Source organism: Paenibacillus sp. FSL W8-0187, assembly GCF_037969755.1.
Lineage (GTDB): Bacteria > Bacillota > Bacilli > Paenibacillales > Paenibacillaceae > Paenibacillus_AQ.
Genome location: NZ_CP150206.1, coordinates 762,495 through 777,156, shown reverse-complemented (window position 1 = coordinate 777,156; position 14,662 = coordinate 762,495). Strand labels below are relative to the sequence as shown.

Annotated in this window: 17 protein-coding genes; 7 read left to right on the top strand and 10 right to left on the bottom strand. The window is 50.6% G+C overall.

Annotated elements, in window-relative coordinates:
• Nucleotides 1-236: 236 nt before the first annotated feature.
• The 4 genes from MKY48_RS03415 to MKY48_RS03400 all read right to left on the bottom strand — a co-directional run bounded on the left by MKY48_RS03415 (nt 237) and on the right by MKY48_RS03400 (nt 3,443).
• A complete protein-coding gene (locus MKY48_RS03415; RefSeq protein ID WP_339270048.1) occupies nt 237-458 on the bottom strand; it encodes a YezD family protein in 222 nt (73 codons plus the stop codon).
• A 144-nt stretch (nt 459-602) separates the two neighbouring features.
• Nucleotides 603-1,466 (bottom strand): sulfate ABC transporter permease subunit CysW, encoded by an 864-nt coding sequence (gene cysW, locus MKY48_RS03410; RefSeq protein WP_339270046.1) that lies wholly within the window; start codon nt 1,464-1,466, stop codon nt 603-605.
• 13 nt (nt 1,467-1,479) lie between these two features.
• Nucleotides 1,480-2,328: a sulfate ABC transporter permease subunit CysT gene (gene cysT, locus MKY48_RS03405; RefSeq protein ID WP_339270044.1), complete on the bottom strand. Its 849-nt coding sequence runs from the start codon at nt 2,326-2,328 to the stop codon at nt 1,480-1,482.
• Nucleotides 2,329-2,366: 38 nt separating this feature from the next.
• The gene (locus MKY48_RS03400; protein ID WP_076322263.1) at nt 2,367-3,443 is read right to left on the bottom strand and encodes a sulfate ABC transporter substrate-binding protein; all 1,077 of its coding nucleotides are present in this window, start codon (nt 3,441-3,443) and stop codon (nt 2,367-2,369) included.
• Nucleotides 3,444-3,803: 360 nt separating this feature from the next.
• Here MKY48_RS03400 and sleB point away from each other — a divergent pair, with 360 nt between their 5' ends.
• Nucleotides 3,804-4,463: a spore cortex-lytic enzyme gene (sleB, locus tag MKY48_RS03395; protein WP_339270041.1), complete on the top strand. Its 660-nt coding sequence runs from the start codon at nt 3,804-3,806 to the stop codon at nt 4,461-4,463.
• 174 nt (nt 4,464-4,637) lie between these two features.
• Here the strand turns inward: sleB and MKY48_RS03390 are convergent, their stop codons facing one another.
• Nucleotides 4,638-5,711: a lactonase family protein gene (locus MKY48_RS03390; RefSeq protein ID WP_339270039.1), complete on the bottom strand. Its 1,074-nt coding sequence runs from the start codon at nt 5,709-5,711 to the stop codon at nt 4,638-4,640.
• A gap of 235 nt (nt 5,712-5,946) precedes the next feature.
• Here MKY48_RS03390 and MKY48_RS03385 point away from each other — a divergent pair, with 235 nt between their 5' ends.
• The 3 genes from MKY48_RS03385 to MKY48_RS03375 all read left to right on the top strand — a co-directional run bounded on the left by MKY48_RS03385 (nt 5,947) and on the right by MKY48_RS03375 (nt 8,260).
• Nucleotides 5,947-7,107: a copper amine oxidase N-terminal domain-containing protein gene (locus MKY48_RS03385; protein WP_339270037.1), complete on the top strand. Its 1,161-nt coding sequence runs from the start codon at nt 5,947-5,949 to the stop codon at nt 7,105-7,107.
• Nucleotides 7,108-7,283: 176 nt separating this feature from the next.
• Nucleotides 7,284-7,667, top strand: a complete 384-nt coding sequence (locus MKY48_RS03380) for a cytochrome-c oxidase (RefSeq protein ID WP_339270036.1) — start codon at nt 7,284-7,286, stop codon at nt 7,665-7,667.
• A gap of 146 nt (nt 7,668-7,813) precedes the next feature.
• A complete protein-coding gene (locus MKY48_RS03375) occupies nt 7,814-8,260 on the top strand; it encodes a hypothetical protein (protein WP_339270034.1) in 447 nt (148 codons plus the stop codon).
• Nucleotides 8,261-8,376: 116 nt separating this feature from the next.
• Here the strand turns inward: MKY48_RS03375 and MKY48_RS03370 are convergent, their stop codons facing one another.
• The 3 genes from MKY48_RS03370 to MKY48_RS03360 all read right to left on the bottom strand — a co-directional run bounded on the left by MKY48_RS03370 (nt 8,377) and on the right by MKY48_RS03360 (nt 10,626).
• Entirely contained in the window at nt 8,377-9,774 is a 1,398-nt protein-coding gene (locus MKY48_RS03370; protein WP_339270032.1) for a DUF4179 domain-containing protein, read from the bottom strand.
• Nucleotides 9,767-10,297 (bottom strand): sigma-70 family RNA polymerase sigma factor, encoded by a 531-nt coding sequence (locus MKY48_RS03365; protein WP_339270030.1) that lies wholly within the window; start codon nt 10,295-10,297, stop codon nt 9,767-9,769. The genes MKY48_RS03370 and MKY48_RS03365 overlap by 8 nt, the downstream gene beginning before the upstream one ends.
• Before the next feature lie 137 nt (nt 10,298-10,434).
• Nucleotides 10,435-10,626 carry a hypothetical protein gene (locus MKY48_RS03360; RefSeq protein ID WP_076322272.1) on the bottom strand — a complete coding sequence of 64 codons (192 nt, stop codon included), beginning with the start codon at nt 10,624-10,626 and terminating at the stop codon, nt 10,435-10,437.
• A gap of 229 nt (nt 10,627-10,855) precedes the next feature.
• Between MKY48_RS03360 and MKY48_RS03355 the strand changes: the two genes are divergently transcribed.
• The 3 genes from MKY48_RS03355 to MKY48_RS03345 all read left to right on the top strand — a co-directional run bounded on the left by MKY48_RS03355 (nt 10,856) and on the right by MKY48_RS03345 (nt 12,750).
• Nucleotides 10,856-11,575: an MBL fold metallo-hydrolase gene (locus MKY48_RS03355; protein WP_339270028.1), complete on the top strand. Its 720-nt coding sequence runs from the start codon at nt 10,856-10,858 to the stop codon at nt 11,573-11,575.
• On the top strand, nt 11,572-12,132 hold the full coding sequence (locus MKY48_RS03350) for a WHG domain-containing protein (RefSeq protein ID WP_339270026.1): 561 nt from the start codon (nt 11,572-11,574) through the stop codon (nt 12,130-12,132). Before MKY48_RS03355 ends, MKY48_RS03350 begins: the two co-directional genes overlap by 4 nt.
• A gap of 126 nt (nt 12,133-12,258) precedes the next feature.
• Nucleotides 12,259-12,750 carry a cytochrome c biogenesis protein CcdC gene (locus tag MKY48_RS03345; RefSeq protein ID WP_076322275.1) on the top strand — a complete coding sequence of 164 codons (492 nt, stop codon included), beginning with the start codon at nt 12,259-12,261 and terminating at the stop codon, nt 12,748-12,750.
• A 293-nt stretch (nt 12,751-13,043) separates the two neighbouring features.
• Here the strand turns inward: MKY48_RS03345 and MKY48_RS03340 are convergent, their stop codons facing one another.
• A complete protein-coding gene (locus tag MKY48_RS03340; protein ID WP_339270024.1) occupies nt 13,044-14,057 on the bottom strand; it encodes an NADP-dependent oxidoreductase in 1,014 nt (337 codons plus the stop codon).
• Between the two features lie 224 nt (nt 14,058-14,281).
• Nucleotides 14,282-14,542, bottom strand: a complete 261-nt coding sequence (locus MKY48_RS03335; RefSeq protein WP_076322276.1) for a metal-sensitive transcriptional regulator — start codon at nt 14,540-14,542, stop codon at nt 14,282-14,284.
• Nucleotides 14,543-14,662 lie beyond the last annotated feature (120 nt).

The window sequence follows — 14,662 nt, the reverse complement described above, 5'->3', positions numbered from 1 at the left end:
TATATCTTCGCAATCCTTGTGCGGCAGGCAGTCATTACCCGATATTACGCTCTTACCTACCACAATCCTGGATCCCTGGGTTCATACAAAAAAAAGAATTCCCGTATGATTACCGAAGCACACTCCTATAGTCTACATCGGTTAACACTCAGGGTGTTCCCCAAAGGCTACTGGGTAAAGTGTGCTTATGGCATCTAAGGGAATTCTTCTCTCGGTACTCGATAACCCTTTAGGGATCATCTTGCATTCGTTCTTCGTTGTTGGCCGGCTGCCCGGGACGGTCCTGACGTCTTGACCGCTCCGGAGGCCGTATTCTCGAAACGCTTGCGCTCCGTTCGTTCCATCTGAACGATTTGACCCTCATGCACTACAATTTGCAGCGAACCGAATTCCATGTCGTTCAGCAGGCTGGCTATGCGTTCGAGCCACATTTCATCCACTTTTAAAGGTTTAGCCATGGATACGCCTCCTCACCGGGCAAAGCCCAAATATATTACTCATCCCCACAAGTCGAAGTGACATTTTACCTGCACGCGTGCATTATTCATTCTTTTCCAACCTACATAGTATGAATTAACATTAGCATGGGTTGGAAACCACTGTCAATGGGCATTTTTTCGCGTAAACCAATTTTTCAGCAGCAGGGTTACGACGGCTAATAACAGCAATAATGAGGCCACCGCGAACGATGCCGAAAACTGATACTCATTGTACAAAATTTCGACATGAAGGGGCAGCGTATTGGTCTCGCCGCGGATATGGCCGGATACAACGGACACGGCCCCAAACTCGCCCATGGCTCTGGCGTTACACAATATGATGCCGTACAATAACCCCCACTTAATATTGGGCAGGGTGACCCTCCAGAATATTTGCCAGCCCTTGGCGCCCAGCGTTACTGCCGCCTCCTCTTCCTCCGTCCCTTGGTCTTCCATCAGCGGGATCAGTTCCTTTGCCACAAAGGGAAACGTGACAAATAATGTAGCCAGAACAATGCCGGGCACGGCAAAAATAATCTTGATATCATGGCTTTCAAGCCAAGGGCCAAACCATCCCTGCCGCCCGAAGATCAGCACGAAGATTAAACCTCCGATCACAGGAGATACCGCAAACGGCAGATCCAGCAGCGTAATCAACAGATTTTTGCCTTTAAATCGAAACTTCGTTATGGTCCATGCTGCAATAACGCCGAATATCGAATTCAGCGGTACTGCAATTGCCGCCACCAGTAAAGTCAGCTGAAGCGCAGAAAGAGCATCAGGATCGGATAAGGCGGCTACATAGACCTCCCAGCCCTTCTTAAGCGCCTCGGACATCACCGTAATCAGAGGCAGCACAATAAGCCACAGCAGCACAAGCCCAGCCAAGCTTATGAATGTCCATTTCACCCACGGCTTCTCCGCTGCCGCCGGAGAGGACGGCGTGTTTCGTTTCGCTGCAGGAACGGCAGGTACAGTTCCAGCCATTAGTATCCCCTCCTTAACGGGCGGTTTTTCGTGTCCAATGTTGTAGTATATTGATGCCAAGCAGCAGTGCGAAAGAGATGAGCAGCAAGATCAAGGCAACCGCCGTCGCGCCGGCATAATCAAACTGCTCCAGCTTCGTCATGATTAACAGCGGCGCAATCTCCGTCTTCATCGGCATATTCCCCGATATGAAAACCACGGAGCCATATTCACCGATGCCCCTGGCAAAAGCAAGCGCAAATCCGGTCAGCAGCGGCGGAATCAAGGTCGGCAGAATGATGGTGCAAAACGTGCGCCATCGGCGTGCCCCGAGCGTTGCAGCCGCCTCTTCCGTATCCCGCTCCGCGTCCTCCAGCACCGGCTGTACCGTCCGCACAACGAACGGTATGCCGATGAACATGAGGGCCAGCGTGATGCCTAAGGGAGAAAATGCCGCCTTGATCCCCAGCGGCTCCAGCAGCGATCCAATCCAGCCGTTAGCGGAATAGATCGCGGTTAAAGCCACCCCCGCTACTGCCGTTGGCAGGGCGAAGGGCAAATCGATCAGGGCATCCCACAATTTTTTGCCGGGGAAATCATACCGCACCAGCACCCAAGCCAGCAGCAGCCCCAATATCGTATCCGCGAATGCGGCCAGCGCCGCTGTCGTCAGACTAACCCGGTAGGAGGCCAGTACCCTCGGATCGGTTGCAACCGACCAGAACTTCTCCCAGGTTAGTCCGGTTTGATTGAGAAGCAGCGCCGACAGCGGCACGAGCACAACCAAGCTCATATAAAGGACGGTCAGTCCCATGCCGATTCCAAAACCCGGGAGTACGCTGCGATTGTTTCTGCTTTGCTTCTGTACGGGGAGTACTGCCATATCCACTCATCCTTTCCTGCCTTCGGCGGTTATGCCGATCAGCTGCCTGGCACGTAAATCTGATTAAAGATGCCGCCGTCATTGAAATGCTTCGTTTGTGTCTCTTCCCATGTTCCAAACACATCCTTGAGCGTAAACAACTCGATAGCCGGGAATTTCTCCTTGTACTTGTCAGCCACGCTGGCAAGCGTTGGACGGTAGTAGTTCTCAGCCGCAATCGTCTGCCCCTCTTCACTGTAGAGATATTGCAGGTAGGCTTCCGCTACCTCGCGGGTCCCACGTTTGTCAACGTTCTTATCCACGACGGCAACCGGAGGCTCCGCCAAAATACTGACGGACGGATTCACGATCTCGAATTTGTCGGGTCCCAGCTCGTTAATCGAGAGATAAGCTTCATTCTCCCAAGCCAACAGCACGTCCCCGATTCCGCGCTCTACAAAAGTGGTTGTCGCACCGCGGGCTCCGCTGTCCAGCACCGGTACGTGGGTGAACAGCTCTTTCACAAATTCCTGTGCCTTCGCTTCATCGTTATTGTTAACCTTGAGTGCGTACCCCCACGCCGCCAGGTAGTTCCACCGAGCACCGCCGGAGGTCTGTGGGTTCGGCGTGATCACCTCCACGCCCTCCTTGATCAGGTCCGGCCAATCCTTGATGCCTTTCGGGTTGCCTTTGCGGACGAGGAAAACGATGGTTGAGGTATAAGGCGCACTGTTATGCTCAAACTTGCTCTCCCAGCCTTCATTGATCAATCCGGCCTGACGGATCGCATCGATATCGTATCCGAGGGCCAGTGTCACCACATCCGCCTCCAAACCGTCGATAACCGAACGGCTTTGCTTGCCTGAACCCCCGTGCGATTGCTTAAATGTTACTTTCTGGCCTTGTTCCTTCTCCCAATGCGCCGCGAATGCTTTATTGTATTGGTCATATAACTCTCGGGTCGGATCGTAAGAAACATTGAGCAGTTCCACGCTCGGCTTGCTTGAACCCGAAGCAGGCGCGTCTCCATTGGCGGTTGCGACTGTCTCTGTTTTCTCTGCACCGCAAGCTGTAAGTGCCGCCGTCAGCATCACTGTTAATCCGATGAGAACCCCTTGCTTCAACACCTTTTTCATATGGATCACTCCCCCTATTATTCTCTACTAAACAGGCCGTATGGCAAAAAAAGACGGAGGAAAGCTCATCAGAACAGAGTCAAGCCGGTTTGCAACCGTGCCTGCTCTTAGTCTTCGAGCGTTCCTCCGTCGATACGGTGAGAACAATACATTATAATTCCTACCTGTTTAGTATGTTATGTTGCTATTGTAATAAGTCCCTCTCCTGCTGTCAAACCTTTTTTCAAAAAATTTCAAGTTTAGGACCACACGGACCATAGAACCATTTTTGGTGCAACGAACGCAGTCACGACGCGGACTTCCATTTACTGATGGTTGTATGAACCCGCTTCCAACCTTATAATTCTACCCCAAAGGGAGTTGATCACCATAACAAAGCCAAATCGAAAAATAATTTCTGCTCTTTTCCTTAGTATTCTTCTGTTCATGCCTGTATTTGCCCAAACGACGGAGGCAGCTCCGGTGTTAAAGCCTGGCAATGAAAACGGGGATGTCTGGGAGCTTCAATATCGCCTGAAAACGCTGGACTTCTACACGCAGCCGCTGGATGGCAAATATGGCGCAAACACGAAAACAGCCGTTACCCGTTTCCAAAAAGAATACGGTGTGCCAGCCGATGGAGTTACCGGCGCACAAACCTGGAGACAGCTGAAAAAATATACGTTAAATCAATCCGAAATGGATGTCATGGCCAGAGTCATTTATAGCGAAGCCCGCGGTGAGCCTTACAAAGGACAAGTTGCCGTCGGGGCTGTTGTCATGAACCGCATTCAATCCAGCGAATTTCCGAATGATATTCGGGGCGTCGTCTTTCAAAAAGGGGCCTTTACAGCCGTAGATGACGGACAATACTGGTTGACTCCGAACCGGGCTGCCTATCTTGCCGCATTGGATGCCGTTCGCGGCTGGGATCCGACTTATGAATCCCTTTATTATTTCAATCCGAAAACAGCAACCAGCCAATGGATCTGGTCCAGACCGCAAGTGCTGCAGATCGGCAATCATATCTTTGCGCATTAATGATTCATGGAATGAATCTTTAAACCAATGAATTCCTATAACCTTGCAGCCAGCTTCCTCGCTAGTTGGAGATTGAACACCGCGTTCTAGTCAGTGCTACCGGCAGAACGCTTAACAAAAGAAGCAGCTCAAGTCCCATTTTCGGGTCTTCGAGCTGCTTCTTCTTTATATACGTTAACGTTTATTAGCTTTCGCCTTCTCCACGGGACAGATGCATACCGGGCGCGTCACTTCTAGTGTATAGCCCGTAGAAACCAGGTTGCCCGTGTCCGGATCGATCCGATAACTTGCGATCAAACCATTGTCCTGATTCGCCGTCAGCAGGAAGCCGTCCGGCATGATATTGAAGTGGCGCGGCGTTTTACCACCGGAAGACACCCAGTTGACGGCACGGAGCATACCGGTCTCCTGGTCGATTACATATTGAACGATGCTGTCATGGCCCCGGTTGGAGGCGTACAGATAACGCCCGCATGGAGATACCAGCAGATGGGCAGATGTGTTGTTATCCATCACGACGTCTTCTGGTAAGGTCGATATATGCTGCAATATTTTCAAATCCCCAAATGTTCCATCGTTTGCATATGCCGTTACCGTACTGTTCAGTTCATTCGTGCCATACACCCACTTGCCTGATGGATGAAAAGACACATGCCTCGGGCCCGAGCCTGGCGGCAAACTGATCTCGCGGTGGGTCACCAGCTTGCCTTCCTCCAGCCGATACAGGTTCACATCATCCATGCCCAGGTCACTGACCACGATATACTTGCTGACGGGGTCTTCAAATATTGAATGCGGATGAGCTTCGGATTGACGGTCATCGTGAAGGCCGCGTCCGCTGTGCTTGATCTTGGAGGCCAGCTCTCCAACCCGGCCGTCTTCTTCTAATGCCAGCACCGATATATGTCCATCACTATACCCTGTCGTAAGCAGATACTTCCCGTCCGATGTACGGGATACATGACATGCACCGGACGAGCCGGTAGACTGAACGTTCAGCAGCGTTAATTCACCGGTGACCAGATTGGCCGAATAAGCCGACACATCGCTTTCGCCCTTCTCGCTCGCTGCATACAATACAGAGATCGAATCATCGAAATCCAGATAGGTAGGGTTTTCTATTCCAGCCGTACCACCTAAGATACGCAGCTCGCCCGTACCTCGATCCATCGCCCCCCAATGAATTCGATTCTCTTCCTCCGAACCATAGGTTCCTATGTAAAATATCAGTTCCTGTCCTGCTGTCATGTGATCCACTCCTTTGTCTAATGAATGATCCGGTGAACCGGTCTAATTCTTATTATGTATTACCCATCAGGGCTCCGCGCTTACCGCCTTTTTTCAATTCGATCCGGCAAGCCGTCCCGCGTTGCTCTACCAATTATTACTCATAAAGAAATGTATTGCTAGCATTGGTTTTATCATGTACGATTACCACAATTACCACTCTATTCTATCATTCGTTGAAGGAGATGACAGCCAATTGAAGAAAAAAATCAGCCTACTGACGATCGCTTTCCTGTTCTTGCTCGCTACTGCGGCGCAAGCAGCTCCGGCAAAGAATCAAGGGAATATCCGGGTCTACCTCGATAACCAGGAAATCAAATTTCAGGCAGCGCCTATTATGAAGAATGGAGTCACCTTCGTGCAATTCCGCCCTCTGTTCCAGGCCTTGGATTATAAAGTCAATTGGAACAGCACGAATAAACAGGTGACGGGTACATACCTCGATCAGAAGCTGCAGATGACCATCGGACAGAAAACCGCTTATGTCAATGGTGCAAAAACCTCGCTTCAGATTGCCCCATTCACCGATGGCGGCAACACGCTGGTTCCCCTTCGTTTCGTAGCTGAAGCCACCGGACTGCCCGTGAAGTGGGACTCCAAGGCACGTACCATCAAGATCGACCGCGAGGGTTCAATCGATAAAGCCACCGATGAGGTAAAGAAGCTTTACCATACAATTGAAGAAGCTGGAAGTGCCAAGAAACTGGATGCTGTCATGAGCGCCTTCCATCCGAAATCTCCTATTTTTGCGGAAATGCAAGAATATTATCAGAGCCAATTTAAGAACGATCTGCATGTATCTGCTGATGTATGGGAAGTAACGGTAGCCGGAACGTCAATCCATGCCTACACCAGCGTGACCCTCGACCGCACCGGCGGACCTTTTGCTTGGGATGCTACACTCCATTATGAGAATCTCTTGAAGAAAGATGCTTCGGGAGCATGGAAAATCTATGATCTGGTCCATTACGAGACGGAATATTTGGTCGGAGATGAACTGCTGGAAGCTCGTCCAGAAGTGCCGGTAGCGGAACAAACAGCCATCGTGACGACCATTGACACCCAGTCCAAGGGCTTCAATGAGGAGGATGGTCCGCTGCTTATGTCGGTTATTCATCCGGAATCAGCCTACCACGAGATATTCCGAACCAGCATTGCGGAAGGCATCTTTGATGAGGTAAATTTCAACATCAAGTCCGAGGAGATTCGGACGGTCTTTTTCCAAGGGGAAGACGCCGTTGTTTATGCCAAAGAAAGCGATGATGCAGACGGTGAAATCATCCGTTCGACCTCTCTTTACTGGCTCAAGAAAGCCGAAGGCAAATGGCTGATCTATGATGTGCTGGAGCTTGAATAGGTCACTGGCATAACGAATCGTACAAATGAACCGTGAATTTCCCGGCGAGGGAGTTCACGGTTTCTTTTTTTGCTGGCTATAAAACACATCGTTCTTCATTAAATCTTCCTCCCTCTTGGTCTACTTCACCATAGCTGACATATATCATAGTAGTAATCCATAAGAGGAGGGCTTATATGGGTGTTAAATTAATCAAGATCGCCGCTGTATACTTCGTACTGGGGATATTGCTCGGCATGTACATGTCGATCTCCCACAGCTACGATTACGCCTCAGTTCACACACACGTCAACCTTCTGGGCTGGGCATCCCTGGGTCTTGCAGGTGTTATTTATGTTCTGTTCCCCGCAGCCGGAGAATCCACCGCAGGCAAAGTGCATTTCTGGCTGCACAATATCGGTCTGCCTGTCATGATGATCGGTCTCGCACTGCTGGTAAGCGGTATGGAATCGGTAGAGCCGGTCATTGCTGTTGGCGGCGTTCTGGTAACGCTGGGCATTCTGGCTTTCCTATATAATGTGCTTACCCATGTTAAAAGTACGCATAGAAGGAAACGCTGATTTTAGGCTTGGATCCTCAAGGAATCGCCTCTATTTGACGGTTCCTTCTTCATGTTTCATGCGCCTCTTTCATCGGAAGATGGGTCATAGTTACCGACTAATGGGTATAAGTAGATACCTTTCTCTTCGAAGGAGGCATCATAGACATGGAAACAAACTCAGCAATTGAAGTCCAATTTCACTGCCGTCAGTGCCAAGCGGATATCGGGGTTACGTTCAAATCAGAACAGTTCACCACGGTACTCTGCCCGCAGTGCGATTATAGCTATTCACTCATGAGACCAACCATTGGGGAAGAGATCCTGCTAGATTGGGAGAAAGAAGCCGTATTCCAAAAAATCCGCGCGGATCAAACCGAGCATGACAAAATGGAACTGATGCTCCTCGTCATCAAGGTCGTCGAGCTGCTGACTTGGCGGGATGAAGGAAATGGCCATATCCGCGCCATCGAAACGCTTCGTGAGTGGCTGCTGCTTAACGGGGTGCCCAAAGCGCTCATTGAACTCCTGGATGCTAAGGGACCTGAAGGCAGCTCCTCTACCGAGCATAGGGAATCGTGTAATCAATCCCATGATACAAGATATCATAAATGAAAAAAGGAACCGTCCTCCGGCCAACATGGTCGGGGGCGGTTCCTTATTCGCGCCGGCAAAATGACCATCGCATTCGGCGTTGTGGTTATCCTGATGAGCTTTCAGCATCTCTAAATTTATTGAATCGGCACCTCGAATGCCTGCTCCATGACACCAGGGTAGCTGCTTAACGTAAACGTGAGCGGCTGCGGGTAATCCCCGGGTTTAAGGTGGATATACTGTGTGATGAGGCTTACCTCGGTATCCGAAGAGGATCGGGACGAGGAACTGAGCCCCCCAGCATCTTCATTGATCCTATGCTTTTTCCCCTCTCCATCCACAAACTCCGGCTCAATTGACACACTGCCCATATGCCGGTCAGTCTGTTCTTCGTATTCAAATGTCAGGGTATGCCCCGTGTACTCTCCGAACCGAAGGTCGCCGTCCGGTGAACGGATGATCTCTTTCTTATCCGTATCCACCACGAGTTTCATCTTCGAGGGGTCCACCGCCTGGAATCCGCTTGCTTTCAGCGTGATTGATTCTGGCTTCTCCAATATATTGCTGTCGAAGAAGTAAGTCATATCCCCTCCCCCGGCACCGGGTAAGAATGCGGAATCACTGTTCAATCTGATCTTCTCGCCGTTAACCACAGCTTCCAAATATACATCCCATAAGCCGGTTACCTTCATCGTATTACTGGACGGGACGTTCGCTTTCAAGACGATTCCGACAGGAGACAACACAGCTTCTTTCAAATAGAACCTCTGGCTCTCAATCTGCAGCATTTTGTTGAGCGGAACGGTGCTGGTATACTTCTGAACGGTCTCCATATCAACGGATACGTTAATATCGAGCACCTGCTCGTTCTCTGTAGCGGATTCATAAACCGTATTCGTCGAATAGGGGGCGATCCTAAAAGATAACGTCAGTTCCTCAGGTATAAGGTGATTCTCGCCCATCTGAATGTCTGATCGTGAACGGAACAGTTTGCCGGGCTTAATCTCAGTTCCACCAGATGACCCGATACTGTAAGGTAGCGATTCGCTGGATTCCCGGCGCTTCATCTCCACCCTCTTTAAGTCTGCGGGATTCTCCGCATGGTTTTGGACCGTATAGAACACCTCCATCTGCTGGGAGCCTACAAGTATCCCGTTCACCGTTACCGTATAATCCCCCTTGGTCACCGATTGATTCACCGGCTGAATCATGCCGTGTTTGTTGGCTGTATTCAGCGTAATATCTTCTCCGAAATCAAACCCGGTCAATGGCGGATACGGCCCTTGAGCCGCCATTTGCTTTTGAGGATTCACCAGCCCTTCGTTCCCGCTCCATACCACGAACAGCAGCGCAGCCGCTACGGTTACAAGCACGGCAGAGACGGTAGCCATTCGTGCCCGGCCCCGCTGCGTGCGCCGTCCTCTTCGCATCCCGCTTCGCACCGCCGCGTCCAATGCTTCATCGGATACAACAGCTGCGCTGATCTCCGCGTCCCTATTCATCTCCTTCAGCATTCGCTCTTCCTTCTCAAACATGGAATATGGCACCTCCTGGCTCGATTTTTTGCCGAAGCATCTTTAATCCTTGATACAGCCGGGTTTTGACTGTACCCTCCGGAACATCGAGAATCTTGGCGATATCACTAATCGTCATGTCCTGATAATATTTCAAAATCAGCACATGGCGGTATTTAGGCTTCATGCGGCTGAGCCCACGCTCCAGATCCAGCTTGCTATCGCTGACCATCTCGGTAGCCGTCTCCCGGCTGTGAACTTCTTCAACCGGAACCATGCGCTTTTTTCGTTTTTGCTCATCCACGCAGCAGTTAATCAGGATCCGAATGAGCCAAGGAACAAATGCCTCCGGATGCTTCAGCTTCCGGCACTTCATCCAAGCCCGGCATACCGTCTCCTGCAATACCTCCAGTGCGTCACTCTCGTTATGCAAATAACTGTACGCAATTCCGTATAGGCGCCTTCGGTGCTCCGTAACGAGTGCATAGAACGCTTCCTCGTCCCCTCTGCAGGCGGCAGCCGCAAGCTCTTTATTTTCCATCATCCGATTACCCTTCCCCTCCGACCTACCTCGTTTGTATTCATCTCTGTATATAAGACTGCGAAGCGATTCAAACGGTTTTTTTATTTTCCACACAAAAAAAGTCCGCCCTGGCAGGCAGACTTGAACGTATCTCTCGATTAACTTCGTTTTCTGCGTCCTTTAAAAAAGTAATGGTATCCTAGATATCCGATGCCGCATAACAGCAGCATAAGCGCAGAAAGCCAGATGACAGGAAGCAGATATGGCGTGTGCTGACTGGCTACATACAGAAGTACCGCGGAGAAGGCATACATCACCATCAGAAGTACGATGCGTTTGAAAATATCCATGTCGTCCGCCCCTCACCCTTTATCTCAATAATCTACAATTTTTTCCGTATATCTATCTTTATGGTAACTCAAAATGATGAAAATTGCACTCAAAATTTGGTAAATTTATAAAAATTTCAGGGGGTAAACAAGCCTATTCATGAAAATGTTAAAATTCAGGCTTGATAAAACTAATATCATTAGTTATTATACTAATATGATTAGTTTTGAATGAGAGGGGAATTGTATTATGTTAATAACAACGATTGAACACGTAACTCAAATTTCTTTTCTTCCTCGTCTTTTCCCGGTAAATGTCTATCTTGTAGAAGAAAACGACGGGGTTACGCTGATTGATACAGGCATGTCATTTTCCCAAAAGGGAATTCTTCAAGCGGCCTCCGCTATAGGAAAGCCCATCACCCGGATCGTGCTGACCCATGCTCACGGCGACCATGTCGGGGCGCTCGACGGGTTAAAGAAAGAGCTTCCGCATGCTTCGGTTTACATCTCGCGGCGTGATGCACTGCTGCTAAAGGGAAATGCCGAGCTCCAACCTGGAGAGCTGCAAACTCCGATTCGCGGAGATATTCCCAAGAACATAACCACCGTTCCGGATGTGCTTCTGGGTGACGGGGAATCCGTTGGTTCGCTCAAGGCCATCGCCACTCCCGGACATACGCCGGGGCATATGGCATTCCTTGATGAGCGCAGCGGTATCCTGATTGCCGGCGATGCTTGGCAGACACGGGGCGGATTAGCCGTATCCGGTGTGTTCAAGCCCTGGTTTCCCTTCCCTGCCCTGGCAACCTGGAGCAAGGATCTGGCTCTGGAAAGCGCCAAAATGCTAACCGCACGGAAGCCCGCCGTTCTGGCTGTCGGCCATGGACGGATGCTAAAGAATCCGGCGGCTCCCATGCAGCAGGCCGTTGCGCATGCGGAATCTATTATGAGGAGGAATGCAAAATGAGTCCGAGACCCGGAATTGACCGGCTTCAACTGCTTCAAACCGCTGCCGAACTAGCGGATCAGGATGGGCTTCATACCGTAACCTTGGTCGCACTTGCAGGTAAGCTGGGCGTTCGGTCGCCTTCCCTGTATAACCACGTAGACGGACTGCCCGGTCTGCATGCCGCCCTTATGCTGTATGGCCTCCAGACATTGCATGATCGGCTGCTGAAGGCTGTCGCCGGCCGGTCAGGCGAAGATGCCCTGCGTTTTGTATGCCTTACCTATGTTGACTTTGCCAGATCTCACCCCGGATTATACGAAGCCGCATTGCAGCCTCTCCGTCCGGAACAGCAGGAGACGCAGCAAGTAGGCAATCAGATTGTCGAGCTTCTGCTCCAAATCTTAGCTCCTTACCAGCTCAGTGAGCCGGAGGCGCTGCATGCTGTGCGGACACTTCGCAGCCTGTGCCATGGCTTCTCATCTCTGGAACGTGGGGGTCAATTCGCCATGGATTTGGATGTAGATGAAAGCTTGGATTTTATGATCCGGATTTTCATCGATGGACTCCAGCCTTAAAGACAGCTGGTGCTAATAGCGCTGCTCCTCCCGCACCTGCCTGATTTTGCCTGGCATCAGAATGTGCTATAATCAGAAGGCAGCACATTGTCATGTCATTTTATTTATGGAAAGAGGTTCTGAATTGTGGTTAATTTCGATTCCCCAATTCTTCAGATAGGCTCTACGATTGTGATGCTGGTTATGGCACTGACCGTTATTTTCATTCGAATGAAAGCGAGTCACCGCCCCGTCACCGTCAAGAAGATCATCATCCCTCCCGTTGCCATGAGCACCGGGTTTCTGATGTTCGTTGAGCCGCAAGTACGCATCCCCATATGGTGGGCGGGTATTGCCTTTCTGGTAGGCTGGTTCATCTTCTCCTATCCACTGATTCGCAGCACCAAATTCGAGAAGGTCGATGGCCAGATTTTCATGCAGAAATCGAAAAGCTTTATTTACATTCTGCTCGGCCTGCTGGCAATCCGGCTTCTGCTCCACGGATATATCGAGCAGCATATTTCCATCCCGCAGACCGCGGCGTTGTTCTTCATGCTGGCTTACGGCATGATTGTCCACTGGCGCATTTCGATGTATCGCCAGTATCAGCAATTTACGACACCAGAAGCGGCTATATAGCGGACATGTTCCATCGTTAACTATATAAGTTGAACTAAAGATTCTTAGCCTAAGCATCATTACGAATGCGGATTATTCTTCCGATCGCTGTTGCCCCCAGATTTCTTCGATACATTCATATCATGGTTAAAAATCCGGGGGCAAAGGCGACCACTTCGTTTCTGCGCAAAAAAAGAGTGCCGATGATCACGCAAGCCGGAAGGCTATGACCCTTCCGCTCGCAGAGCTCCCGTATGCGGAGGCTTGCGAAGTGCGTAAATTCGACACTCTTTTATTTTTTGTCTGTCAAAAGACTAGCTTTGCTCTTCGCTTACCTTCACCAGCTGCTTCCCGAGATTCTCCCCGGAGAAGAGCCCCAGAAACGCCTCAATGGTCTTCTCGAAACCGTCGACGATATGTTCGGCGTACTGAATTTTACCATCCCTCAGCCATTCGGCCAGTTCATGCAATGCCTCATTGTACCGACTGGCGTAGTCGCCGACCAGGAAGCCCTTCATCAGTGCCGTATTGGTCAGCAGCAGGCTCTGGATTCTCGGACCCGTATCGGGTTTCTCCAGGTTATAGAGTGCAATTTGGCCGCAAATCGGAATCCGTGCATTTTTGTTGATAAGACGCAGCACCGCATCGGAAACCTCACCGCCGACATTGTCAAAATAGACGTCCACCCCATTCGGGCAAGCTTCCGCTAAAGCCGATGCCAGATCTTCGGTCCGGTAATTGATCGCTGCATCAAACCCCAGCTTCTCCGTCAGGTACTTGGTTTTCTCTTCAGAACCGGCAATACCGATCACCCGGGTTCCTTTGATCTTGGCAATCTGCCCGACAATCATGCCTACGGCGCCTGCGGCACCCGATATCACCACCGTCTCGCCTTCCTTCGGCTGACCGATATCCAGCAGTCCGAAATAGGCAGTCAAACCGGTCATCCCCAGCACACCCAAGGCGGTCGATACGGGTGCCAGATCCGGGTTGACCTTACGCAGTGTTCCGGTCCGCACGGCGGCAAAGCGCTGCCAGCCCCATGTTCCTGCAACAAAATCGCCTTCCCGATAGGTCGGGTCCGTCGATTCCATCACCTGCCCTACTGCGCCTCCAGCGATAACCTGTCCTACCTCGTAGGGCTTCGCGTAACTTTTGGCATCACTCATTCTGCCCCGCATATACGGATCCACCGACAAGTATACGGTCCGTACCAGGACTTCTCCAGCTTGCGGAACGGGCAAAGGCTGCTCCTCAAAGGTAAAATCCGACTCATCCGGCATGCCTTGCGGCCTTTTGGCTAGTATAATTTGTTCGTTCACAGACATCTGAGTACCCTCCTTTAAGAAAAACCATCATCTTATCTTTACCCATTTTGTCCGTTTACAAATTTCCCAGCCCTTGCCAGACCCCTTAACGGCAGGTGATCCTTTCGCGTTCAGGTGCATGTTCAATTTCGAGGGTTCCGCTAAATTCAAGCGGTTCCATCATGAGTCGGATACCTGAGGGGAGCGGTTCATCCAGACCTTCACCCTGCCTGCTATTCAAACGTTTACCTGCTCTTCACGAGCAGATTAACGGCATCCTGCACAAGCTTCTCCGTATCCTCACCGTTCGCTTCGGCCTGCCGTACACAATCCACCAGGTTGGAGCTGACAACAACGCCAATGGTCCGGTCGATCGCCGTACGCGAAGCGGATAATTGCGTGATGACCTCCCTGCAGTCCTTGTTCTCTTCCATCATCTTCAAAATGCCGCGAAGCTGTCCTTCAATCCGCTTGATCCGGTTTTTCATCTGATCGTCGTATTGCATGTGACTGTCCTCCTATAATACGTATCTGCACTGTCAGGCTTATCCTTGTCCTTATATTATACAACAAACGCCCGCTCTTTCCTTACGACCTGCCCCGCCGGCAGAATCCCGCTTGAAAAT